Raw genomic sequence first — 22,094 nt, forward strand, 5'->3', positions numbered from 1 at the left:
TTCGGCACCCGTCACAGTCCAAGCGACGCCTGCAGGAGGCCGGGCAGGTGCGAAGTCCCGACCAGCCTCGTCGGGACCTGAGCCAACGTGACCATGCTTGAGGTCGGTACTACTGAGTCTCGCCCGACAACGACAGTCTCTATGTGCTCGACGATGCCATGGAGCTCCGCGGCGTAGGTCGTGGCCTGATGGAAGCCATCACGGGAGACGTAGTCTCGGTCTCCCCACTTGCACTCGAATAGTATCGCCTTCCATGTTGGCGGCCGACCAACAAGAGCGATGTCTGCTCCCATAAGCGCAGGAGACGAGAACGCTTGCATATGCAAGTCGTTGTACGGAGAGGTCCAGCCGTAGTAGTCCCACATTCCCGCTGACTCGAACCAGAGGTCCCAGTGCGCCCCCGAATCGTCCACCACGGCGTACGAGGGCCCTGAGGTGTAGCTACCGGATAACGGGCGGACGCTAGTCGCTACGGCGCCTGCATCTCGAAGAGATCGCACGATCTCCCCAAAAGCCGCTAGATGAAACAATCGCCATGTGAGAGTGGAGACCGGAAAGATTGCCTCACGGGCGAACTCTACGAGGCTGCAGGTCACGAAGAAACGCTCTAGCTCTTGGGCGAGCGTTGCAAGCTGGGTCCACGGCGTACCGAGCTCGCGTAGGGCCTGAATCCGGTCGGTGGTTGGAGCCAACGCGACGAGCCTTCCGAGGTCTCCCTCTGAGAGAAGGTCGACCGCGGCCTGGACCTGACTCCTGCGAGCCTCTGTGAGAGGACGGTCCAGGGCTCGGGCATCGCGATGTAGCTCGCGAAGCTTATCGATGCACCACTTGGCTAGCCCTAGAGGGACGGGATCGACAGACCTTCTACGGCTTCTCAGATAGAAGGCGTTGGGTGGCCACCCCGTTAACCGAGTTCTGTTCCAGTCAACCCCAGGCCCGATTTCGTCAGACAGGACTGTGTACTTCTCTGTCATCGCAGGAAGAGCATCGAGCCAGACCGACCGGCGAGTAGGCAGCTCGTCTACGGCAGGAGCAACCTTCTCGTAAACGACTCGGTGTGCCCGACGTTGGACATCTCTCGCCGACCATGCGTACGGGTGCGCGTCGTCCGTCCCAGCCGAAACGGCAAGAGCTTCATAGAGCGCGAGGGCACCTCGGCCACTCCAGCCACGAAGCATCTCCACGAGGCCGTCCCACGGTATGTCCGAATGCGCGGAGTGCGGGACGGCTCCTGCAAGCACACGACCGTGCGGCGGCTCGTCTGACATGCTCATCCGAAGTTGCTGACCTGACGGTCAACCCACTCCCATTGTCCCCCAAGCAGTGCCTCATCCGTCAACTCTTGACCGATGAACGTTCGATCGTCGACGTCCATCCGGGAAAGCCACGTTCCGAAGGTGGCCAAATACCCCTCCGCGAGGAGCTCTGTTCGATTTGCCAGGGGATTCACGCTGAGTGCGATCTTGACGTACTTCGCCAGCTCAAGGAAGAGCGCTGGACCGAGTACGGCGGCGCTTGAGCTCATGTGTGCCTGGTAGATACCTACGAGCGCTTTCCCGAGGGAAGCACGGTCAGCATCGCTCCACTCTGGGTCCGACAGGACCTTCTCAACGAGACTCGAAAAGCGATCGACGGTTGGGGCGGGTATAGGAACTTGCGCGAAACGGCGGCCCAGGGCGAGCCCCAACTTGAAGACGCGGTGCGCATCGAGTGAGTTGTAGGTTCCGATCAGCCGCCAGTCGTCGCCCGCAGCAAAGGTGATCTGATCCTCACCGTCGTAACTGTCCGGGTCCCAGTCTTCAGGTGCTACAGACTCAGGTTTCCCGCTCCAGTCAAGCACGATCTCCGTGTTGCCCGTCGGGTTGAGCCTGCCCACGACGACATTCCGCTGCCCGCTTAGCCAGCTAAGGAGACCACCAAAGATGCGATCGAGATCGGCACGATTGGCCTCTTCGAGGAAAAGCCACTTGTCTTGCATGATCGCCTGGAGCACGTGCCCCGGAGCGAACTTCAGCTCGTTGTTCCGGTCGATGCTGTCGCCGCCGACTAGTTCGCGAGTAGTCCAACTCTCGTCCGCGGTCACCGTAAACAAGTCATGCGGAGCCTCAAGGTTGTACGCTTGAGGATTCTCGGCGATGTCGTCGGCGATCTTCCGGACTAGAGTTGATTTGCCGGTTCCCGGGGGCCCCACGAGCATTACCGCTCGGTTGGACATGATCGCAGTTCGGACCATGCGGAGAACCCGATCGTCCATATCGAGCGGAATGTTGATCGGTCCAGGTCCGGTCGGAGCTATCGCTTGAGGCCTCTCCGGCTCCGGCGTTTCGAGCTCTTCTGAGGGTTGATAGGTCTGGATTGGAAAGTTATTGGTCTCCTCGGCTAAGAGGATTAGTGGCGTGTAGTCAGGATGCCGCGCCTGGGCTTGCGAGTAGGGCTCTGCGCCCCAGATGAAGTTCCAGTCGTTGACTTCTTCGAGGTTGTAGGGGTCGACCTTGCCGACAAGAACGAAATATGGATTCGTTGTTGCTCTTGGGGCGACTCGTCGCACGGCCGCGATGGTGCGCTCCACTTGCTCGGGCCGAGAGATGACGCCGACAACAAGGTCTGCGGACTGGGCGCGCGCCGACTGGATCATTCGGACGCTTGCATTGCCAGCCTTGCTTACGTGAGTTGCGTAGACCTGGTCAATTAGAAGGCCGCTGGCTCTCCCGATCGCGCGTTCAAGGTCCTTGTACTTGTAAGGACTAGGTGCCTCGTGCCTGGCACTGCTGAGCTCGTTACGAATCTCCCGGAACACTGAACTCTCGTCAGCGGGGGACGCCATGGGCTGGGACGCTACACGCAAGGTCAGGTCGGACCGCGCGGTGCTACTCTTTCGGGCCCTGAGCTGCGTTCGTTAGAAGCGGTTCAAGCCGTCGGACCGCGCTCTCGGGGTCCTCGTGCTCCCAGACGCGCACGACTGTCCAACCGGCGGAAGCTAGCTCGCGGTCAGTTGTCGCGTCCCGGGCAACATTGGCCGCGAGCTTATCCCTCCACCACTCGCTGTTTCGCTTAGGTAACGAGCCGTGTTGCGGGCAAGCATGCCAGAAGCACCCGTCAATGAAGATGGCGACCTTCTTACGGGTAAAGACTATGTCCGCCCGTCGTCGGCCGCCAGCTATCTTGAAGTCGATACGATAGCGGTAGCCCAGCGCGTGCAGCCGACCTCGAATCTTTTGTTCCGGCTTAGTGTCTACTCTTCTCTGTCGCGTCATCCTCTTGCGGGTTGCCTCGTCCGAGGCGGTCGGAGTACGCACAGCTAGAGAGTCATAGCCAGTTCGTGTTCCTTGAGTGCGACCAGAAAACGATCGTCGAACCGAAGTGAACTGCGTTCGGCTCGCGAGAGGAAGCCCGCCGTAGCCTTCCGACTAAGTGGTCGCAGAGGTGCGTTCGTCAGCACCTCGCTCAGGTGAACGTACTCCTCGGCAGATGGCCACATGCTCGCCGACACCGCGAATTTGACGCCTTTCGCTCCGTGAGCGGCTGCGGGCCACCGAGCGCCGGCGGGCAGCTCGGCTCTCGGTGGAATAGCTGGAGCTGGCGGTGTCGTGAGCTTCTTGCCAATCCACTTAGCGACGCCGACAGTGACTGCGTTGCCGACTAGCTTCCATCGCAAGCTCCCGCGGCCGACTCGCTCGGCTGGCAACGTCCAGCCAGCAGGAAATCCCTGCAGCTCTTCAGCGTGTGTGATGTGCGGGGTCACCACCGCTTCGCCCGCCGATCGCTCGGGAAACCAAACCGCTGGCGACGAAGGGATGCCAAGACTGGACCCACCCTTAAGGGTCGGAACTGCATCCTGAGCCCAACCCACGCCGCGCAACCCCTCGGTCCAGTAGAAGCCGTAGGAGTCGTCCCAGTAGCGCCTGGTAGACATCTCGTCTACATCATCATTGAACAAGATGCGGGCGGGGTCGTTCGACTTGGAGGCGACAAAGATCACTCGCTGGCGGCGCTGCGGGACACCGGTGAAGCGGGAGTCGACCAAGCGGTAGGCCCAAGAGTACCCGAGTTCCTCGAACTTGGTAACGAGATATTGCATCGCGAGGCCATTGTCGAGAACAAGCATATTGCGAACATTCTCTACGATGACCCATTCGGGGCTCGCGTTCTTGAGGAGGCGGAAAAGATGTGAGACGAGGCCCGACTGAGCGCCCGCGATGCCAGTCGTTCGCCCAGCCTGCGAGAGATCAGTACACGGGAAGCCGGCCGTTACGACGTCCACGTCGGGAAGTGAGTCTAGGTCTCGCACATCCAGGGCGTGCTCGGCCTGCGGGAAGTGTTCCTGCAGGACGGCGGTCGCGGGCTTCCACCACTCACACAGGAGCTTGGCGTGGCCACCGCTTGCCTCAAGGCCCCGCTCAAGGCCGCCAATCCCGGCAAAGAGGCCTGCCACGGAGAACTGCTGATCTTCGGCCGGCGGAGGAGGGGCCTGATTGAGGATCTTGTCGGTCATCACCTGCACGCTCCTTCCGCTCGACCTATCGCGCTGAGGCGAACGCTTGTTCGATACTGCTCGCGGCATGCGAGGGGGGCACGGAGGCGCGCCGAGGACGAGCATCTCATCGTCTGAGGTCCTTCTTGGGTAGAGGGTCGCGGCCAAGGCCTAGTCGTCTGGAGGCGCAGCCGGGTGGTCGCGAGCTGCGACTCTTGCCTCCGTCCACCCGAGGCCCCTTGAAGCGAGCCACGCGCGTGCGCCGGCGAGACCGTGCTTCTCCGCGACAGTGAGGAGGACGGTTGGCGAGTTGGTGCGCCGTAGCGCCGACCACGTTGCGCGGCTCAAGGCGAGTCGGACGTCCGGCTCCTGGTCGTCAGCCGCGATCTCCTCGTCGGTGGCCTCGCGCCCGAGCCCGGCCAAAGTCCGTAAGTCTCGGTGGCCGGTAGACCAGGTGAGCTGGCGTCGGCCTTCGCTGGCGGCTTCCCATTCCCACCAGCGCGCCATGGCGCCGACCTCGTAGGTGTCGGCTGCGGTGCCGAGGAGCTGCATCGGAGTGAGGCCTCCGCGCGAGCGCGCGTCCTTCCGGTGTCCGCTTGTGACCTCGTGGGCCATCTTCACGAAGTAGTCGGCCAGGTCGCCATCGCCCAGCTGGACCCGCCGCAAGTCCCAGCCATGGTCCTCTGACGCGGAGTAACCGCGCCTTTGCAGCGCGCGGAGCCAGCGTCCGAACATCCGCGCGCCGATCGATGCTGCGGCGGTATCGGCAGAGACCTGTTCGCCGAAGCAAAGCAGGACGTGGACGTGGACGTGCCAGCCGTTGCGCTCGCCCCACGTCACCTCAACCGCCCGCGCCCAGCCGAGCAACCCACCGAAGAGCGCGGTGTCCTTTTGCCACGTCGCGCCGGAGGTGGTCGCTGACCAGGCGTAGCCGAGCACGTCCCAGCAACCCTCGCGAGCCTTGATGCTCGCGAGCTCAATTTCCTCGGCCTCCGCCGCCCGCTCGTCGACCTGCCATCCGTTCGCCTCCGCAACGCCGCGGTCCGCACGCCGCTCCTCGAGAAGGTTTCGGCGCGCGCGGTCGTCGCGCGCCAAACCAAGGCGGTCCAGCCGGTCGTGGCGCATGGTCAGAGTGAGCAGGAAGGCCGTTCCACCAAGACCATCAACGCAGCGCATGACCGTTGCGAGGTCGTCTGCGCGGCGAGTTGCGATCTTCGCCGCACACACCGGGCAGGCCCAGACCGACCCGCAGGTGGTTAGTCCGCCATAGGCGGCCGACCTAGAACCGTCCGGATTCTTGATCACCCCGAGCGTGGGGCCGCCCTCGCCGGAGGCGACATGGCCACAGGTGCGACAGCGATGCAGCTGCGTCAGCCGTCGCAACTGGCGTCGTCGCGCCCATCGCTGCTCCCGGCTCGCCTGGACGGCAGCGATGCAGTCCGCACTCCGCGATCGGCTTCCCTCGCGGCGTCGACGGCCCGGGTGAAGACCTATTGCCCCTTTACCGAGAGCCGCTCCGCTCACTGGGCACCACCAGCGGTCAGGGCCGGCGCTGGCGCGCCGGCGGTGGCCGGCCCTTCCGGGCCGGCCACGCTCTCACTCCTGACTTCGTCCCGTGCCGCGCGGCCGGCCCCCGGGCCAGCCACCACGGCAACGACAGCGGCGACCTGGACCAGGGTGTCGCCTGAGAGCAGGACGGGCCTCCGGCGGCCAGGCGCTCCGCCCTGGACCAGGGCACCGACCTCAGGAGAGCCCTTACGATCAACCGAGCCGGCGGCCGGAGAGTGGTGGTGGCCGGGGCGGGGCCTCACCCACGACGACGCGCCCGAGGGCTGCCAGACCGCCCGCACAGCCGCAAGCGCCACCACGCAGCACACGCGCCGGCCATCGAGGAGCGGGGCGCTTGCCCCCGCACGGGCGGCCCGGCAGGGCAGAGCCCGCGCCGCCGAGGGAGAGACCCCGAGCGCGAACCCTCTGCTGGCAGGAGGGCAGCCCACCTCGGCCTTGAAAGGGCTTGCCCGCATCTTCACGCCACGTGTGCTTTGCGTGGACGGTCGGGTGATGGGGGACTGTCGGTCGAACGCCCCGGGTAACCTTGATAAGATCATTTCATGTCTGTTGACTGGGGCTCGGTCCCAGACTGGCTCGCTGGAGTCGGCGCTGTCGCCGCATTGGCATTCGCGGCTGTTGCCGCCACCGCGGCCCGCGCGACCAACAAGATTCAGTCGATGCAGATTGCCGAACTCCAGGAACAGAATAGAAGGCGTGACGAGACAGAGCGCCGGTCGCTCGCCTCCAAGGTCGCTGTCTACATATCCGTCGGGGAGGACGAAAGCGGTTTCGATCAGGCTTTTGTTCGCTTCGTCAACAGTGGGGATCAGCCAATCTATGACCTCACGGTGTATTGTTTTACTCCTGCGGGCATATTGAGGAGAAGCTATTCTGCGAATAGTCCGCACCCGATTCGCATAAACTTGGAGGGTCTTTCGGTCGCGCTCGCGAAGACTCTCGGTCCGGTTGAGCCGGCCTACCTGCTTCGTCGAGGCGAACTGGTCGCTGCTTCTAGCTTCCGTGACGCCCTCGGCCTGTGGTGGTACCGGACAGCCAGCGGCGAGCTGCGCGAGGCACCCGACGGCGATACGGCCGCGGCCCGCGCGCGGGAGTCGGGTCCCGTGCTCAAGAGGGATGAGCACGGGAAGCCGGTAGAGAGCTATGCGTGGATGCCGCGCGAGGAAGGTACCGAACGAGTGTTCGATAGCCTTCGAGAGCGCTAAGCGGCACCCTGCCTGCTCGTGAGGACTTTCCGAACGTGGCTTGCACTCCGCCGCGAGGGACGCGGACTCAGCCTGTGGGCCGTCGCTCGAGGCTGGTCCTGAGGTGAGTTGACACCGACAGGTAGCAGCAGCGCCGATGTCTCTTCGGGCGGCTGGAACGGGTCTACGGGGCGCAGCCGCGCATACCGGAGCCCCAGTCACACAGTCCCCGGGCGCGTTGAGGGCGAACCAGGGCTTCAGGCGTGTTGAGACGTAGGCCCTGCCCGGGACTGCCTCGGAGAGCCAAGATCGAGCCACGGCGAACCCACCGGAATCGTCCCGACAGCACTCCCAAACATCGGTGGACCGCGAGAGGTGCGGAAGCGTGTTCACGCACGTCACTTGACGTCCGCGGTCAGCATTGCGAAGTTGGACGAAGTGACGAGCTAGATGCGAAAGGTCCGGGGTTCGATTCCCCGCGCCGGCTCCAAGTCAACAGGGGTGCGCCCCGTGTGATTCGTGCGCTGCCAGCAACGGCTGACAGCAACGGTGCAGTCCTCCGACGGGTCGTCGAGGTCGAGCTGAGCGTCCAGGCGACCGAGGCCCTCGCGCCGGGTGCCGAGCGTGATGTGGCCGTCGGTGAAGGCTCAGCCGTCGTCCCGGACCGTGAGCGTGGACTGCTTGTCAGACCAGCCAAGCACCGCCGGTCTCGAAGACCGCCTCGACGACGAACAGTCCGATGGACCGAACAGTCACGCCTCGGGCTCCCCGAACAGCTCGTGGACGAGGGCCAGGGCATCGGATGGGGCCCGTACCTCCATGGCGGGCGGGTCGCCGAAGTGCAGGCTGATGTCGAAGAAGCTGCAGCAGCCGGATTCCGCGGCCGCGAGCTCGGCGAGCTCGGCGAGGCGGGTGACGGCGGGCTCGAGCGTCAACCTGACCCCATGGGGGATGGCGACCCGGGCAACCACAGCGGTCAGGGCTGATCGCCACCGGTCGGCGCGTTCGATGCGCTCGGAGCCGTCGAGGGTGCACGCGATGACGGGACCATCGCTTGCGGACGCGAGGGGCAGCGCCATCAGGTTGGTCGTCGGCGGGTGCTCCTCGCCGAGGAAGGCGCAGGAGGGGTCGCAGGGGCCGTCGCGGTCGATCGCGACGAGCTTATGCTGGGCGCGCCGTAGCCGGGCGGCGAACTCGCGGAGCTGGCCGATGCGCTCCTCGGTGTCGGCGAGGTGACGGTCCAGCAGCGGCGCGAGTTCGCCCTGCACGTCGGAGCACAGGCCGTGCTCCCAGGGGTCGAGCAAGCGACGTATCTCGGGCAGCGGCAGACCGAGGCGCTTGGCGGTGCCGATGAAGTCGAGCCGGTCCACCGCTTCGTCGTCGAAGAGGCGGTAGCCCGAGGACGATCGTCGCGCGGGAAGGAGACCCTCCGCGTCGTAGAAGCGCACCGTGCTCGCCGGGACCCCGGTGCGACTCGCCAATTCGGACACCTTCATCCCGTTCACCTCATCGACGCTAGACCTCGAAGTCGACTCGAAGGTCAAGCTCGAGAGCGGGTCGGGCGAGTGAACGCCGACCTCCACAGCAGCGGACGCGGGGTGCTGCGTCCTTTCGACCGTTCTGCCGTCTGTGGGACTGTCCATCTCTATCCCGCACCCATGTACGGGGGTCGGCGTGACCGCATCAACCCACAACCCTGAGCTCGATCCGGGCAGCCGGACGAGCGAGGACGTCTGGCGGGAGTTCGGGGCGCAGCTGCGCGCGTTCGTGCAGCGGCGGGTCGCCGATCCGCAGCGGGCGGAGGACGTCCTCGGTGAGATCGTGCTGCGTATCCACCGCAATCTCGGACGGGTCGAGGACCACGAGCACCTGACGCGGTGGGTCTATCGGATCACCCGCAACGCGATCGTCGACGAGTACCGGCGGGCCGAGCGGGAGCGTGCCCGGGAGCGCGCTCTGCCCGACGACGCTGCCGAGCTCGCCGGCGAGGTCGACGACGAGGACGACCCGACGGTTCTCCGGGAGCTGTCGGCGTGCATGCGGCCGCTGCTCGACGGGTTGCCACCCGAGCAGCGCCGGGCGTTGGAGCTGACCGATCTGGAGGGCCTGACCCAGGTCGACGCGGCCGGACGCGAGGGAGTGTCGGTCTCGGGGATGAAGTCGAGGGTGCAACGTGGCCGGCGTCGACTGGCGGAGATGCTCGGTCGGTGCTGCAAGCTGACCCTCGACGCGCAGGGCACGCCGATGGACTACACCCGACCGCCCGGCTGTCGGTGTGGCTGAGTCCCGGGTCGGGGTCCCGCTGACGGCGGGACCCCGACCCGGCGCCGTCAGCTGCAGCACGTTCCGCCGTCGGCAGCGGCCTTCGCCTCGCACGAGGCGGCACACACCGACGTCGATTCCCGGTCGGGGTTGGCGACCGAGTCGTCGGTGACCGCGTAGTACTCCCACCAGCCGGTCGGGGTGTCCGGGGCGGTGACGAACACCTTGTCCTGTGCGGCGTGGCAGCACACGTCGTGCTCGGCCAGCGTCGCTTCGAGACCGGCCCCGCGGAAGCGGGTCAGCGCCGCGGTCACCTCCTCGGAGGTCTCGGCCTCGACCCCGAGGTGATTCAGCCGGTCTCCGTCTCCCGGCTTCTCGATCAGGACCAGCTTCAGGGGTGGGTCCTCGACGGCGAAGTTGGCGTAGCCCTCGCGCTGCTTGTGCGGCGGCACGCCGAACAGCGCCGTGTAGAAGGTCGTCGCTGCCGCGAGGTCGGTGACGTTGAGCGCGAGCTGGACGCGGGTGGTGGTCATGTCGGGCCTCCCTGATCTCCGGCACCCGGCCGGTCGCCCCGGTCGGGTGCCGGTCGCCGTGGTGTCACCGCCACTGACGGCCGCAGAGGGCGAGGGACGCAGCCTGCGTCCTTCGTCGGGGGTCGTCGTCAGTACCGGCGTCACAGGACGTCTCGGAGTAACGAGCCCGCAGAGCCGCGGCGAGTGGCCCTTGGCGGCCAGATACCGGGCGCCGTCTATCGGTGGAACCCCGTCTGGACGAGGTCAGGCGCGCGTGCCCGGGGTCGTGCCACCATGCCGCGACGACGAGCAGCTCGCGATCCGCGGGCGGAACTGCGCCGGCCAGTTCCTCCGCGCGAGCCGCGACCTTCACCGTGTGCCGGTACCGATCGCCAAGCGGCGCAAGGAGCTCGTGAGCCAGGGCGGCGGCGATGGTGCGACCAGTCGCGGGCCGAGCTCCACCTTCCTCGTCGCTTGGCTTGTGAGAACCACCAGCGGCGGGCGGCACACATCTCACGGTAGTCGTCCCGCTGGGACTCACTCGTGGCTGGCAGCGAGCCGTGCGTAGGTCCCGACGGAGGCCCACGACAGCGCAGCGACCACGAGGAAGGCCGAATAGACGGCGCCATAGCCGATCGCAGTGGCGAGCGTGGCAGCGGCGACGGGTGCGAGGAGGCCGGCGACGCCCCAGCTGGTGAACACGAGGCCATAGGTGGTGCCGAAGCGTTCGGGCGGCACCACGTCCGAGGTGGCCGCTGGCGTCAGCGTCGACAGCGCCCCGTACTGGGTGCCGAGCAGGAGCAGAGCAGCCAGGGCGAGGGGTCCGCTCGCGCCGAGCGCCAGCGGGGTGCAGGCGAGCACGAGCAGCGCCGAGTTGGCGTGGAGTGCGGCGCGCCGACCGATGCGGTCAGACAGAGGACCGGCGATGAGCCGGCCGGCGAAGTTGCCGATGTTGAGTAGCACCACCGCGAGCGTCACGACGGCCATGTCCCCGGCGAGGCTTCCGGCCTGGGCGAAGGCCGCAAGGGCGGGCGCGCTCCCGAGGCCGAAGGCCAGCCACAGCGCGATGACGGGCCCGCTCAGGCGAGTCGGTCGGACGCTGCTGTCACCCGGTCGACGCGAGGTAGGCGCGGCGCCGGGCACGAGGGTGGCCGCGACGGCGAGCAGGACTCCGAGCGCGCCGGCCAGGACGACGAAGGTCCAGCTGCGGCCCAGCGCCGCCAACAACAGCGAGGCAAGTGGTGCCAGGACGGCGGTGCCGGCGGCGTAGGCGCTGACGACCAGGCCGAGGGCGAGACCGCGTCCGGAGGCGACGGTTCCGGCGACGCGGACGGCCGCGGCGTAGCCGAGTCCGGTGGAGCCGCCGACCAGGACGCCGAAAGTCAGGAACAGGACGACCACCGACGAGGCGACGGCGCTGCCCAGCAGGCCGAGCACGGTCCCGGCGAGCGCGAGGAGGGCGAGCCGGCGCGGCGAGAACGTGTCCGCGGCCCGTCCGCCGATCAGGACGCCGAGCATGAAGGCGGCCAGGCCGACGGAGAACACGCCGGCGAGCAGGGCGTCGCTGGCGCCGAGGTCCGTGCCGAGGGAGTCGGTGAAGACGTCCCAGGCGAAGAGCGGGCTGACGGCGAGGTCGAGCAGGACTGCGCCGGTGAGTGCGCGTCTCTTGTTGGCCGTTGGGGCGCCGGTGTCGGCCACGGGTCACATGGTGCGCGCGGGCACCAGCTCGGTCAGCAGCTCGCGGACGCCACGGTCTCGCCCGCCGTTGCTGTTCTGATCGGCACCGGGTTCTGCGGGGCACTGTCCACCTGGTCAACCCTCGGCTACGACACCGTCCGGCTCGCGGAAGACCGCGCCTGGACCCAAGCGGCCTTCAACATCGTCGTCTCGGTGCTTGCCGGTCTGGGCGCCACGGGCCTCGGGTTCGCCGCCGCAGGAGGCACCGGCTGACTGCCGCCCGTGTGGCCCCATACGCCGGCGCCTCGACGCGGGTGCTCGCCCGACAGGGGTCTGGAGGACACCTCGCTCAGGTGGTCCCGGGGGGCTCGGAGGGACACGATGGTCTCGCCGTGACGACGACGTCCTGTCCGCAGCTCCAGCACGACGGCGAGGGCTCGGGATCACGCCCCTCGACGTCGCAACGGAGACAGCGCCAATGGCTGACGATGACGGTCAAGACAACTCACCTCCTCCCCTGAGGGGGCGGGACGACAGCTGGGAGCCCCCGGAGAAGCACCGGGCGGCAGACCGGTTCGCCGGGCGCAGCCTGCGCAGCGCGCAGGCGATCACGGATGCCCTCGCGGAGGCCGGTGTCGTCGATGACGGTGTAGTGGTCGTCGACAGGCGCGCTCCACGCCGTGGGCTCGGCGATCTGGAACGTCTGCTCGACTCCGCCCTCGAGGAGGTCGAGGAGGACCCCCCGCCCGCGCCGGGGGCTACTGGGCTTCATGGCGTGCCGCCGAGTCCCGACGATCCGGAGGGCGCTGGGCAGACCGGGCCTCGGTGAACCACGCACACCCAGAGCGGAGCGAAAGGGACGCCCTCGACGCGCGGGTGGTATGAGCGTGCGGGCTGCCCGTGCAGAACGGGGTACCAGCAGCGCTCGCAGAGCGGCGGCACTCGGTCGCCGCTCCACGGCCGTCGGATCATCGCGTCCGTGCCCGCCGGGTCACGGGCGGCGCTGGCCGCAGTATCGGGGTCTGCATGGTCGGTCCGCCCTCCTCGAGCTGGGGATTACCCCACCGATGAGGGGTGGAGCGGCCGCGGGCATTCCTGCGACAAGTGCACCGTGCCGGTCGCCCAACGGTGGATAGGCGGTGGGAGGCGGCCGCTCGCCGCTGATGACGGGCCACCGCGCGGTGTCCCGACCGTGGCCGAGGCGCAACCTGGGGCCCTTGCGCGGTTCCCGCAGGGAGGCGACTCTCGCTCCTTCGAGCGCGACGAGAGTCGGACCCACGGAGGTCGCGATGGCCACCTACGCCTATCGCTGCCCCGCCTGTGGTGACTTCGACCTGACGCGCCCGATGGGCGAGGCACCGGATCGCGCGATCTGCACGCGCTGTGGTGCGTCCTCGCCGCGGCGGTGGGACGCGCCGTCGCTGGCCGGGATGAACCCGGCACTGCGCTCCGCGTTGGCGCGCGAGGAGGCCAGCCGGGACGCACCCGAGGTGGTCCGTCGCTCGCCCGGCGGCGAGCGCCGCTAGTCGTTTCGCCCCGGCCGAGCGGGACCGCGCCGCCGCACCGGGATCTCGGGAGGTCGACGACGCCTGCCCGAAGGAGGACGTGTCGTGGCATCAGTAGGTCTGTTCTACGTCGGAGCCGTCCTGTTCATCAACGGCGTGATGCTGCTCGGGAGGGTCGAGCCGCGGGCCGGCGCGATCATGAATCTCTTCGTCGGTGGCCTCCAGGTGGTCACCCCGACGTTCCTGATCTTCACCGCGAACGGGGACCAGGACACCATCCTGCTGGCCTCGGGGCTCTACCTGTTCGGCTTCACCTACCTCTACGTCGGGATCGGGTTGCTGGCCGGGCTGGACTCCACCGGTGTGGGCTGGTTCTCGTTGTTCGTGGCCATCGCCGCGCTCGGCTACTCCTTCATGAACTTCACCCGACTCGAGGACGCCCCGTTCGGCGTCATCTGGCTCTACTGGGCGCTCCTGTGGTCCCTGTTCTTCGTCCTGCTCGGGCTCAAGCAGGAGTGGCTCACCCGCTACACGGGCTGGGTGGCCCTCATCGAGGGTTGGGTCACGGCCGCGATCCCGGGCTTCCTGCTGTTCTCCGGCTATTGGTCGACCTCCAGCACCACCGCGATGGTGCTCGCCGTCATCGGCGTGGCGATGGTGCTGATCCTGCTCCCCACCGCACGCCGTGACCGCCGTGAACGCGGGGCGCACGCCCAGCCGGCGCCCACCCCCGAGCCGACCGCACCGGCCCCTGACCGCCCGGTCAGCACCCGCTGAGCTGACCGTTCCACCACACCGGCCGGGTCGGGACCCGAGCCGCCCGAAGGAGGATCACCATGCCCGAAGTCGTGTTCTCGGTGGACCAGGGCAAGTCCATGAGCGAGCAGGCCGTACCCGGCCACAACCGCTGGCACCCGGACGTCCCGGTCGCGACGATGGTCCGCCCGGGGAGCGACTTCCGGGTCGAGTGCCGCGAGTGGACCGACGCGCAGATCGGCAACAACGACTCCGCGAACGACGTCCGTGACGTCGACCTGTCCCGGGCGCACATGCTCTCCGGACCGATCGGCGTGGAGGGCGCGGAGCCGGGCGACCTGCTCGTCGTCGACATCCTGGACCTGGGCCCGGTGCAGGCACCCCAGGAGTTCGGCGACGCCCCGGGTCAGGGCTGGGGCTACACCGGAATCTTCGCGCGGGAGAACGGCGGAGGGTTCCTGACCGAGTGGTACCCGGAATCGGCCAAGGCAATCTGGGACTTCCGCGGCCAGGTCGCCACCTCCCGCCACCTCCCCGGTGTGCGATACACCGGCATCACCCACCCCGGGCTGTTCGGCACCGCGCCGTCGGCCGACCTGCTGGCCCGATGGAACCGTCGCGAGCAGGCCCTCATCGATCGCGAACCCGACCGGGTGCCTCCGCTGGCCCTCCCACCGCTGACCGACAACAGCTTGGGCGGCACGGCCACCGGTGAGGTCGCCGACCGGATCGCGCGGGAGGGCGCGCGCACCGTCCCCGCGCGGGAGAACGGCGGGAACCACGACATCAAGAACTTCACACGGGGCAGCCGCGTGTTCTATCCGGTCCACGTGAACGACGCCAAGCTCTCCGGCGGCGACCTCCACTTCAGCCAGGGCGACGGCGAGATCACCTTCTGCGGCGCCATCGAGATGGGCGGCTTCATCGACTTCGGGGTCGACCTGATCAAGGGTGGGATGGAGACCTACGGGGTGACGACCAACCCGATCTTCATGCCGGGCAACGTCGAGCCGCGCTACTCCGAGTTCCTCACGTTCATCGGCATCTCGGTGGACCACGAGAACGACACCAACGAGTACCTGAACGCCACGCTGGCGTACAAGAGAGCCTGCCTCAACGCCGTCGAGTACCTCAAGAAGTTCGGGTACTCGGGCGAGCAGGCGTACCTCCTGTTGGGCTCCGCGCCCATCGAGGGGCGCGTCAGCGGCATCGTGGACATCCCGAACGCCTGCTGCTCGCTCTACCTGCCGACGGCGATCTTCGACTTCGACGTGCGCCCGTCGTCGGCCGGCCCGGTGTCCGCCGACCGCGGGATGGCGGCGATCAGCAGCTGAGCGTGGCGCCGGAGGCGGCCGCGGCCAGTCCTCGATCCCCGAGGCGGTCGCGGTCTCCCTCCGGGAAGATCAGGGTGTCCGACGGCCGTATCGCCGCCCGGGGTCTGCCCGAATCGGCTGACGGGGAGTCGCGCCGGCAAAGGCCGCTGGGCTCAGCGTCGCGCTCCAGCGACCAGGGTCGATGGAGCACGGTCGCCATGCGGACGATCAGGACGTGGCTCGCCCTCCGCCGAGAGGCACGCGGACTGAACTTGTGGGCGGTGGCCCGCGGCTGGTCGTGAGCTGTTCTGACAGCACCAGCTGACAGCAACCGCCCCGCACGCAAGCCGGTCCGAGCTGGACCACTGGAGGTGGCGTCTCCAGCTCAGGGCAAGTGACAACCACTCCTGATCGGGCTTGTCAACGAAAGGTCCGGGGTTCGATTCCCCGCGCCGGCTCCGGGTCTACGAGGGCGCGCTCCGGCGAGGGATCAGGAGGGCTCGCGGCCCAGCAGGGTGGCGCGGCGGTAGTACTCGTAGAGCCCGTCGAACAGTGGCCCGGTGTGGCTGAGCAGGGTCACGTCGTCGCAGACCATCCCGAGGGCGCGGACGACGACGTCGACGCCGGGAGCTTCCGGGGCGTCGAAGCGTTCGTCGTCGAGGTCGGCCTCGTGGACGATCTCCGCGATCCGCCACAGCACCGGGTCCGTGATCTCGTAGCGGCGCAGGATCGTCTCGAAGCTGCAGTCGCCACCGTGGTGGGACAGCTCGACACCACGCATGTCGAAGGCGGTCGCGTCGGCCGGGACCTCGGCGGGGTCGGCGACGAACACGAACTCGGCGTCCTCGTCGACGACCCGACGGATCAGCCAGGCGCAGGCCACCCGGTCGATGTGCATGTGCGCCCGGGTCGCCCACCTCATCGGGTCGCCTCCTCGTGCTCGCCGGAGGCGGCCAGCTCGTCGACCGCGCGCCGGGCCTCGGCGCGTTCCGGTGGGGGGAAGTAGTCGCGCCGGCCGATCTTGCGGAGCTCGCCGCGCAGTCGGCGCACCGTGTTCTGCCGGGCACCCTCGTCGAGGCCTGCGGACCGCGCCTGATCGGCCACGGCGCGGTACTCCGCCGCCCGGGCCTCGCTCATCGCCTCCGCCAGCTCGCGCTCGGCGTGCCGGCCGCCCGGTCGGGCGTCCCAGACGGTGGCCGCGCCCCCGTTCTCGACGACCTCGTCGGCGAGCCATTCCAACTGCTCGCGGGTGCGGGCGTCGGCGGGCAGCGCGACGACGCCGTCGGCGAGCTGGGCGACCCCGAGCCGTTTGAGCTTGCGCCACACCCCGACGCGGGCGGTCGACGGCTCCCGCGGGAGCCGATAGGTCAGCAGCACCCAGGCGCCCGCGCCGTCAGGATCCGCGCCGGGCATCCTCGCCCCCGTCCTCCGGGAGCCGCTGCTCCAGCCACCCGCTGAGCCTCCAGGCGGCCCACGCCGCGGCGACGGACGCCACCGCGAACACCTGCAGAGCCGGCGGGGCCATCAACAGCAGCAGGCCCACCACCAGCGCCGCGAGCCCGAGAGCGTCACGACCGCCCACGGCGGGCACGGAGTCCGGACGTCGACGACCGACCTCGACCATGCAACCACGGTTGCACAGCAACCGAGGTTTCACCAGGTGTCCGACCTGACCGTTTCCTGATCACGAAGAGTGACAGAGTTACCCTGACAGGGGCTGCTGCCGTCGCGTCGTGGCGTGCCACCACGTCGCTGCGCGCCGGCCTCGCCCAGACCCTGGCGTGGCACCGGGAGCAGCACGGCCGTGCGGCGGCCGGCGCGGCTCCCGGCGCCCTGACCGTCGTTCCACGGCCCTCGCGCACGACCTGACCCGGGGGAGGCGCCGCACCGTCGTCGGCTCGTCGCCCATCGTGAAAGCGCTGCTCAGAGCGCTGGGCGGATCGAGTGAGGGTCGGGTCGGGTCGCTCGTCGCGCTGCCACACTCGGCCGGACCGAACGGCGAACAACGGAGCGCCCGATGTCGATGATCGTGATCTCGATGCCCATCCCGCCCGAGAAGTACGCGGAGTGGCGGAATGCGATGGAGGAGTTCGCGGGGGCGCGGAGGGACGAGTACACGGCGGCCCGGGCGCGGCAGGGCGTGATCCGCCAGGGCGTCTTCGTCGACCACACCCCGGACGGGCCCCGGGAGATCATGGTGATGGAGGCCGACGATCCGGGGAGGACGCTCGAGCTCATGGCGACGTCCGAGGAGCCGTTCGACGTGGAGTTCCGGGAGTTCCTCATGAGCATCTACGGCCTGGACCTCTCGGAGCCGCCGCCCGGCCCGATGCCCGAGATGGTCCTCGACTGGCGTGCGCCCGTCCCGGCCCAGGACGGCTGAGCGGACGACGAGCGCCGATTCCCATGTCCCTCGACGACGTCCGCGCGGCCATCGACCGCATCGACGACCAGATCGTGGCGCTGCTCGGGCAGCGTCAGGAGCAGGTCCGGGCCGCGGCCGCGTTCAAGGCCGACGACGCGGCCGTCCGGGCTCCCGACCGGCGCGCCGCCCTCATGGCGAGGGTGCGGGAGCGCGCGGTGGCGGAGGGCGCCGACCCGGACGTGGTCGCGGCGACCTACGCCGCGATGGTCGACGCCTTCATCGCCCTGGAACTCGGTGAGCACCGCGCCCGCGGGCACCCCGCGTAGGTGCGGGGCCTCCCCCCGGGGGCGGGAGATTCTGGAGGAGTGTCCATGGACCAGGAGAGGGTCACCTCCCGCGACGGCACGCCCATCGCCTACTGGCGCAGCGGCCACGGGCCGCCGCTCGTGCTGGTGCACGGGACCTCCGCCGACCACAGCCGGTGGGCTCCCGTCCTTCCGGCGTTCGAGCAGCGCTACACGGTCTGCGCGATCGATCGCCGTGGCCGCGGCGCGAGCGGCGACGCGGAGGACTACGCGCTCGAGCGGGAGTTCGAGGACGTGGCCGCCGTGGTCGACTCGCTGGGGGAGCCGGTGACCCTCCTCGGCCAGTCGCACGGTGGGCTGTGCGCGCTCGAGGCCGCACTGCTCAGCTCCCGGATCCGGGCGTTGGTGCTCTACGAGCCCCCGTTCGGGGCGGCGGGCGCGGAGATGAACCCTCCCGAGGTCCTCGAGCGACTCGAGACCCTGCTGCAGGCGGGGGACCGGGACGGGGTGGTGGCGACCATGGCGCGCGAGATCGCGGGAGTGCCGCCGGAGGTGATCGAGTCCACGCGCTCCCTGCCCGTGTGGCGGGCGCGGATGGCGACGGCGCACACGATCCCGCGGGAGCTGCGGGCGACCAGGGCGTACCGGTTCGACCCGGAGCGGTTCCGCGAGCTCGCGGTGCCGACGCTGCTGCTGACCGGGAGCGAGAGCTCGCCCCTGCTGCGGCGGGCGACGGAGGCCCTGGACGAGGCGTTGCCGGACTCCCGCGTCGTCGTCATGGCCGGGCAGGGGCACGTGGCCATGGACACCGGGACCGACCTCTTCACCGCCGAGGTCCTCCGGTTCACCGAGGGTCCCTGACGGTGCCTCAGGCGCGCAGCGTCTCGCTGGGCGAGCAGCCGTAGCGCCGCCGGTAGGCGACGGAGAAGCGCCCGGGGTGGGTGAAGCGCCACCGGGAGGCGATGTCGGCGACGGTCCGGCCGTCGCGGGGGTCGGCGGCGCGCAGCTCCTCGTGGGCCCCGGCCAGCCGGACGTCGCGCAGGTGGGCCAGCGGCGTGGTGGCACGCCAGCGGCGGAACGCCATCTGCAGGCCACGGGTGCCGAGCCCGGCCGCCGCGGCGACGTCGGCGACGTCGACGTCCTCCGTCGCGTGCTCCTCGAGGTAGGCGAGCGCGCGGCGCACGTTCGCGGGCTCGGCGGGGTGGACCGGTCCGGCGACCTGGTCCTGACCGAGCTCGTCGACCACCTGCTCCGCGCACGCCAGGATCGACGCCCCGGCCTCGCTGGCGCGCTCGAGGAGCAGGTCGAACGCCGCGTCGGGGGTGATCCCGTGGTGGCGGGAGAGCAGCGCACGGGCCGCGACGACGAGGTCGCGCGCCCGGACCCCCGCCTCCGAGTCCGACGGGGTGAGGAGGCGGTGCACGTGACGGGCGAGCTCGGCGGCGACCGCCCGCGTCGCGGCGTCGAAGGCGGCGCGCGTGTCGGAGGCGAGCGTGAGGGCCCCGTCGCCGCCGGGGAGCGGCAGGACGAGCAGCGACGCAGGCGTTCGGGTGCCGTCGCGCAGGCCCGTCCAGCGGGGGTCGGCGGCGACGTCGTCGACGACGACCGTGGTGCCCGACCGGCACGCCGCGGTGCGGGGCCCGCGGGCCAGGGCCTCGGCGGTGGTCGGCGACACGTCGCCGGCCGATGCGATCACCGGTGGCGCACCCCGGACGGCGACCACGACCTGGGCCCACTGCACCGAGCCCGCGACCTGCAGCGCGTGCCCGCACATCCGCTCCAGGGCGTCGACGGGCACCGCGTCGGCCTCGAGCCGGGGGCGCCCGGCGCCGGTGTCGCGCTCCGGGCCGCGACGGGTCTCGCGGGCCATCACCGGGGCCCGCCCGTCGAGCAGGTCGGCCAGGCCGATGCCGTCCGACGACACGGGCGAACGCTGCTGGGTGCTCACGATCCCGGATCCGTCCCACGCGACATCCCCGCGACTTCCGGGGCGCAGTGGCTGGGCGGTCAACCGGCCCGTCACGGTAACCCACGACGGCTCCGTCCGGGAGCGCACTTCGGAGGGAACCCGTGTGCGCCGATACCCTGCACGTCATGCCGATCGGGACGGCCTCCGACGACGGTGCCGCGCGCGTGCGCCGGGCCGGGTGGCTGGTCACCGCGGCCGCGCTGCTCGTCGCCGTCGCCACCCTGGTCCTGGTCGGTCTCGTCCCGCCGAGCCCCGGGCGCACCGTCGCGATCGTCGTCGCCGTCGTCCTGGCCTTCGCGCTCGCCGGCTGGCGGGCGGTGCGGGCCCGCCGGGACCCGACGACGGTTGCCGGCCTGCGGCCGATCTCGAGCTGGCTCGCGGCCTTCGGATGGGGCGCGACGGTGTTCTCGGCGCTGGTCGCCCTCGCCGCGCCCGACTCCGGGGGCCGCGCGGTGATCGCCGGGATCCTCGCCGGGTGCCTGCTCGTGCTCGTCGGGCGCTCGAGCGAGCAGGTGGCGGCGCGGCGCTGACCCGGAGGCGCTGACTCAGATCAGCCCGGCGCGCCGCCAGACCAGCTCCGACGGTCCGCCGACCATGCCTACGCCCCGCAGGAAGTCCAGCACCTTCTCGAGCATGAAGCGCTTGGTGGCGAGGTGGTGCGGATTGGCCAGCGCCGCGGCGCGCCCGACCCGACCGGAGATCCCGACGGAGCGGTAGACCCGTGCCTGGACCAGGGCGTTCACCACCTCCGTCGACACGAGCGCGGTCAGCCAGCGCTCCCGCTCGAGCGCGGCCCGGGACAGCGTCGGGACGAGCCGGACGAGCTCCTCGCGGGCGAAGCGCACGTGGCGGGCCTCCTCGACGACGTGCACCCGGCTCACGGCGCGCAGCACCGGCTGGATGCGCTCGTCGTGCATCGACTCCCGCTGCAGGCGGTCGGTGGTCTCCTCGGCGACCAGGACGCTCGCGAACATGCTGGGCCCGGCCCCGATGTGGCCGTACAGCCCGCCGAAGCGGTGCAGGAGGCCGTGCGGGCGGTAGTCCGGCGTCCCGAGCTTGCTGACGGCCCGCGCGAACATCACCGAGTGCCGCGTCTCGTCGCCGACCTCGGTGAGCGCGTACTGGGCGTGGCCCTCGCGGAGGTCGAGGTCGTAGGCGTAGCGGGTGAGCATCTGCATGAGGATCACCTCGAACCACAGCCCGACCGAGAGCATGCTCGCGACCTCGTGCTCGGAGAGCGTGATCCGCTGCTGCTCGTCGAGGGTGTCCCACAGCTCGGTGCCGTAGAGCGAGGTGCGTTCCGGCGGCATGCCCCAGCCGCCCGGGACGAGCGGGGCGTCCCAGTCGACCTCGAGGGACGGGTCGAGGGTGTGGCGGGCCGAGGACGCCAGGAGCCGGGCGGCCGTGTGCTCCCGGTCGGTCGGTGCGAGCGCGCGGGTCATGGCGTGCCTCTCGTGCCGCGGGTAAGTGCGACGCAATGTAACAGATACATGGTGTCACGTGTAGTTGGTACGGCCCTGTCGGCGGTGGGACCCTCGGGGGACCATGAGCGAGACGCCCACCACCGACGGCCGGGCGCGGCGGTGGGCCGGGCATCGTGAGGCACGGCGCCTGGAGCTCGTCGACGCCGCGTGCTCCGCGATCGCCGAGCACGGTCCCGAGGTCACCACCGAGCAGATCGCCGCGCGCGCCGGGGTGTCCCGTCCCGGGCTGTACCGCCACTTCGAGGGCCGTGACGACCTGCAGAGCGCCATCGCCGCGCGTTCGGTCGAGCGGCTCGTGGCCGAGCTCGAGCCGGTGTGGCGTCCGTCGGGACGCCCGTTCGACATGCTCGCCAAGGCCCTGCGGGCGCACCTGCGCTGGCTGGGCGCCAACGGCAACGTCTACCGCTACCTCAAGCGCACGTCCTTCGGCACCGGCGGCGAGTCGGCGACCACCAACGTGCGCGCGACCGTCGCGGCGCACGTCGCCGGGATGCTCGTCGACGGCTCGCTGGGCGCCGAGATCGAGCCCGCGGTGGCCCACCCGCTCGCCTTCGGGCTCGTCGGGATGGTCGACTCGGCCAGCTCGCACTGGCTCGACGAGCCTCACGGCGCGACGCTGGACCAGCTCGTGAGCCAGCTCACGGAGTCCTGCTGGGCGGTCATCCGCGCCTCGGTGGGGACGGACGCCGTCGCCGGTCCGTGATCGCCCCCACGCCCCGGTG

At 69.5% G+C, this 22,094-nt stretch carries 24 protein-coding genes and 1 pseudogene; 11 read left to right on the forward strand and 14 right to left on the reverse strand.

The window, feature by feature from the left end; genetic code table 11:
• Positions 1-11: 11 nt before the first annotated feature.
• The 5 genes from PH191_RS18465 to PH191_RS18485 all read right to left on the reverse strand — a co-directional run bounded on the left by PH191_RS18465 (position 12) and on the right by PH191_RS18485 (position 5,776).
• Positions 12-1,274: a hypothetical protein gene (locus tag PH191_RS18465; protein ID WP_274196080.1), complete on the reverse strand. Its 1,263-nt coding sequence runs from the start codon at positions 1,272-1,274 to the stop codon at positions 12-14.
• The gene (locus tag PH191_RS18470; RefSeq protein WP_274196081.1) at positions 1,271-2,824 is read right to left on the reverse strand and encodes an AAA family ATPase; all 1,554 of its coding nucleotides are present in this window, start codon (positions 2,822-2,824) and stop codon (positions 1,271-1,273) included. Before PH191_RS18470 ends, PH191_RS18465 begins: the two co-directional genes overlap by 4 nt.
• Before the next feature lie 43 nt (positions 2,825-2,867).
• Positions 2,868-3,296 carry a very short patch repair endonuclease gene (locus tag PH191_RS18475; RefSeq protein ID WP_274196082.1) on the reverse strand — a complete coding sequence of 143 codons (429 nt, stop codon included), beginning with the start codon at positions 3,294-3,296 and terminating at the stop codon, positions 2,868-2,870.
• Between the two features lie 2 nt (positions 3,297-3,298).
• Positions 3,299-4,492, reverse strand: coding sequence for a DNA cytosine methyltransferase (locus tag PH191_RS18480; protein ID WP_274196083.1), 1,194 nt, complete (start codon positions 4,490-4,492; stop codon positions 3,299-3,301).
• A 150-nt stretch (positions 4,493-4,642) separates the two neighbouring features.
• On the reverse strand, positions 4,643-5,776 hold the full coding sequence (locus PH191_RS18485; RefSeq protein WP_274196084.1) for a hypothetical protein: 1,134 nt from the start codon (positions 5,774-5,776) through the stop codon (positions 4,643-4,645).
• An 806-nt stretch (positions 5,777-6,582) separates the two neighbouring features.
• On the opposite strand from PH191_RS18485, the gene PH191_RS18490 reads away from it, so the two are divergent.
• A complete protein-coding gene (locus tag PH191_RS18490; RefSeq protein ID WP_274196085.1) occupies positions 6,583-7,245 on the forward strand; it encodes a hypothetical protein in 663 nt (220 codons plus the stop codon).
• A gap of 731 nt (positions 7,246-7,976) precedes the next feature.
• Here the strand turns inward: PH191_RS18490 and PH191_RS18495 are convergent.
• Positions 7,977-8,768: a MerR family transcriptional regulator gene (locus PH191_RS18495; protein ID WP_274196086.1), complete on the reverse strand. Its 792-nt coding sequence runs from the start codon at positions 8,766-8,768 to the stop codon at positions 7,977-7,979.
• Positions 8,769-8,898: 130 nt separating this feature from the next.
• Between PH191_RS18495 and sigZ the strand changes: the two genes are divergently transcribed.
• Positions 8,899-9,507 carry an RNA polymerase sigma factor SigZ gene (gene sigZ / locus PH191_RS18500; RefSeq protein WP_274196087.1) on the forward strand — a complete coding sequence of 203 codons (609 nt, stop codon included), beginning with the start codon at positions 8,899-8,901 and terminating at the stop codon, positions 9,505-9,507.
• A gap of 47 nt (positions 9,508-9,554) precedes the next feature.
• On the opposite strand, the gene PH191_RS18505 is transcribed toward sigZ, so the two are convergent.
• From PH191_RS18505 to PH191_RS18510, 3 genes are all read right to left on the reverse strand, one after another.
• A complete protein-coding gene (locus PH191_RS18505) occupies positions 9,555-10,019 on the reverse strand; it encodes an ArsI/CadI family heavy metal resistance metalloenzyme (RefSeq protein ID WP_274196088.1) in 465 nt (154 codons plus the stop codon).
• 64 nt (positions 10,020-10,083) lie between these two features.
• Positions 10,084-10,584, reverse strand: coding sequence for an HD domain-containing protein (locus tag PH191_RS30130; protein ID WP_420791823.1), 501 nt, complete (start codon positions 10,582-10,584; stop codon positions 10,084-10,086).
• Positions 10,536-11,696, reverse strand: a complete 1,161-nt coding sequence (locus PH191_RS18510) for an MFS transporter (RefSeq protein WP_274196089.1) — start codon at positions 11,694-11,696, stop codon at positions 10,536-10,538. Before PH191_RS18510 ends, PH191_RS30130 begins: the two co-directional genes overlap by 49 nt.
• Positions 11,697-11,753: 57 nt before the next feature.
• Here PH191_RS18510 and PH191_RS18515 point away from each other — a divergent pair.
• From PH191_RS18515 to fmdA, 4 genes and pseudogenes are all read left to right on the forward strand, one after another.
• Positions 11,754-11,948: pseudogene (locus PH191_RS18515) on the forward strand (fluoride efflux transporter FluC); the annotation flags it as partial.
• Positions 11,949-12,964: 1,016 nt separating this feature from the next.
• Positions 12,965-13,201 carry an FmdB family zinc ribbon protein gene (locus PH191_RS18520; protein ID WP_274196090.1) on the forward strand — a complete coding sequence of 79 codons (237 nt, stop codon included), beginning with the start codon at positions 12,965-12,967 and terminating at the stop codon, positions 13,199-13,201.
• A gap of 84 nt (positions 13,202-13,285) precedes the next feature.
• On the forward strand, positions 13,286-13,957 hold the full coding sequence (locus tag PH191_RS18525) for an AmiS/UreI family transporter (protein WP_274196091.1): 672 nt from the start codon (positions 13,286-13,288) through the stop codon (positions 13,955-13,957).
• A 59-nt stretch (positions 13,958-14,016) separates the two neighbouring features.
• Positions 14,017-15,270: a formamidase gene (gene fmdA, locus PH191_RS18530; RefSeq protein WP_274196092.1), complete on the forward strand. Its 1,254-nt coding sequence runs from the start codon at positions 14,017-14,019 to the stop codon at positions 15,268-15,270.
• A gap of 469 nt (positions 15,271-15,739) precedes the next feature.
• Here the strand turns inward: fmdA and PH191_RS18535 are convergent, their stop codons facing one another.
• The 3 genes from PH191_RS18535 to PH191_RS18545 are packed head-to-tail and all read right to left on the reverse strand — an operon-like array spanning position 15,740 to position 16,873.
• Positions 15,740-16,171, reverse strand: coding sequence for a chromate resistance protein ChrB domain-containing protein (locus PH191_RS18535; protein ID WP_274196093.1), 432 nt, complete (start codon positions 16,169-16,171; stop codon positions 15,740-15,742).
• Positions 16,168-16,662: a Chromate resistance protein ChrB gene (locus tag PH191_RS18540; RefSeq protein ID WP_274196094.1), complete on the reverse strand. Its 495-nt coding sequence runs from the start codon at positions 16,660-16,662 to the stop codon at positions 16,168-16,170. The genes PH191_RS18535 and PH191_RS18540 overlap by 4 nt, the downstream gene beginning before the upstream one ends.
• Positions 16,643-16,873: a hypothetical protein gene (locus PH191_RS18545; RefSeq protein WP_274196095.1), complete on the reverse strand. Its 231-nt coding sequence runs from the start codon at positions 16,871-16,873 to the stop codon at positions 16,643-16,645. The genes PH191_RS18540 and PH191_RS18545 overlap by 20 nt, the downstream gene beginning before the upstream one ends.
• A gap of 393 nt (positions 16,874-17,266) precedes the next feature.
• On the opposite strand from PH191_RS18545, the gene PH191_RS18550 reads away from it, so the two are divergent.
• Genes PH191_RS18550 through PH191_RS18560 form a run of 3 tightly spaced genes read left to right on the forward strand, consistent with a single transcriptional unit; the run spans position 17,267 to position 18,780 of the window.
• Complete coding sequence (locus PH191_RS18550; protein WP_274196096.1) at positions 17,267-17,632, forward strand: hypothetical protein; 366 nt, start codon at positions 17,267-17,269, stop codon at positions 17,630-17,632.
• A 23-nt stretch (positions 17,633-17,655) separates the two neighbouring features.
• Entirely contained in the window at positions 17,656-17,940 is a 285-nt protein-coding gene (locus PH191_RS18555; protein WP_274196097.1) for a chorismate mutase, read from the forward strand.
• Between the two features lie 45 nt (positions 17,941-17,985).
• Positions 17,986-18,780, forward strand: coding sequence for an alpha/beta fold hydrolase (locus PH191_RS18560; RefSeq protein ID WP_274196098.1), 795 nt, complete (start codon positions 17,986-17,988; stop codon positions 18,778-18,780).
• A 7-nt stretch (positions 18,781-18,787) separates the two neighbouring features.
• Here the strand turns inward: PH191_RS18560 and PH191_RS18565 are convergent, their stop codons facing one another.
• Positions 18,788-19,867: an AraC family transcriptional regulator gene (locus tag PH191_RS18565; protein WP_274196099.1), complete on the reverse strand. Its 1,080-nt coding sequence runs from the start codon at positions 19,865-19,867 to the stop codon at positions 18,788-18,790.
• A gap of 146 nt (positions 19,868-20,013) precedes the next feature.
• Between PH191_RS18565 and PH191_RS18570 the strand changes: the two genes are divergently transcribed.
• Positions 20,014-20,418, forward strand: coding sequence for a hypothetical protein (locus PH191_RS18570; protein WP_274196100.1), 405 nt, complete (start codon positions 20,014-20,016; stop codon positions 20,416-20,418).
• 15 nt (positions 20,419-20,433) lie between these two features.
• Here PH191_RS18570 and PH191_RS18575 read toward each other — a convergent pair whose 3' ends face one another.
• Complete coding sequence (locus tag PH191_RS18575) at positions 20,434-21,330, reverse strand: AurF N-oxygenase family protein (protein WP_274196101.1); 897 nt, start codon at positions 21,328-21,330, stop codon at positions 20,434-20,436.
• Positions 21,331-21,433: 103 nt separating this feature from the next.
• On the opposite strand from PH191_RS18575, the gene PH191_RS18580 reads away from it, so the two are divergent.
• Positions 21,434-22,075, forward strand: coding sequence for a TetR/AcrR family transcriptional regulator (locus PH191_RS18580; RefSeq protein ID WP_274196102.1), 642 nt, complete (start codon positions 21,434-21,436; stop codon positions 22,073-22,075).
• Positions 22,076-22,094 lie beyond the last annotated feature (19 nt).

This window comes from Actinomycetospora callitridis (genome assembly GCF_028737265.1).
Lineage (GTDB): Bacteria > Actinomycetota > Actinomycetes > Mycobacteriales > Pseudonocardiaceae > Actinomycetospora > Actinomycetospora callitridis.

Coding starts and splice junctions, on each gene's coding strand:
- PH191_RS18465 (WP_274196080.1), bottom strand. CDS start 1,274: ATGAGCATGTCAGACGAGCCGCCGCACGGTCGTGTGCTTGCAGGAGCC.
- PH191_RS18470 (WP_274196081.1), bottom strand. CDS start 2,824: ATGGCGTCCCCCGCTGACGAGAGTTCAGTGTTCCGGGAGATTCGTAAC.
- PH191_RS18480 (WP_274196083.1), bottom strand. CDS start 4,492: ATGACCGACAAGATCCTCAATCAGGCCCCTCCTCCGCCGGCCGAAGAT.
- PH191_RS18490 (WP_274196085.1), top strand. CDS start 6,583: ATGTCTGTTGACTGGGGCTCGGTCCCAGACTGGCTCGCTGGAGTCGGC.
- PH191_RS18505 (WP_274196088.1), bottom strand. CDS start 10,019: ATGACCACCACCCGCGTCCAGCTCGCGCTCAACGTCACCGACCTCGCG.
- PH191_RS18520 (WP_274196090.1), top strand. CDS start 12,965: ATGGCCACCTACGCCTATCGCTGCCCCGCCTGTGGTGACTTCGACCTG.
- fmdA (WP_274196092.1), top strand. CDS start 14,017: ATGCCCGAAGTCGTGTTCTCGGTGGACCAGGGCAAGTCCATGAGCGAG.
- PH191_RS18535 (WP_274196093.1), bottom strand. CDS start 16,171: ATGAGGTGGGCGACCCGGGCGCACATGCACATCGACCGGGTGGCCTGC.
- PH191_RS18540 (WP_274196094.1), bottom strand. CDS start 16,662: ATGCCCGGCGCGGATCCTGACGGCGCGGGCGCCTGGGTGCTGCTGACC.
- PH191_RS18545 (WP_274196095.1), bottom strand. CDS start 16,873: ATGGTCGAGGTCGGTCGTCGACGTCCGGACTCCGTGCCCGCCGTGGGC.
- PH191_RS18550 (WP_274196096.1), top strand. CDS start 17,267: ATGTCGATGATCGTGATCTCGATGCCCATCCCGCCCGAGAAGTACGCG.
- PH191_RS18555 (WP_274196097.1), top strand. CDS start 17,656: ATGTCCCTCGACGACGTCCGCGCGGCCATCGACCGCATCGACGACCAG.
- PH191_RS18560 (WP_274196098.1), top strand. CDS start 17,986: ATGGACCAGGAGAGGGTCACCTCCCGCGACGGCACGCCCATCGCCTAC.
- PH191_RS18570 (WP_274196100.1), top strand. CDS start 20,014: ATGCCGATCGGGACGGCCTCCGACGACGGTGCCGCGCGCGTGCGCCGG.
- PH191_RS18575 (WP_274196101.1), bottom strand. CDS start 21,330: ATGACCCGCGCGCTCGCACCGACCGACCGGGAGCACACGGCCGCCCGG.
- PH191_RS18580 (WP_274196102.1), top strand. CDS start 21,434: ATGAGCGAGACGCCCACCACCGACGGCCGGGCGCGGCGGTGGGCCGGG.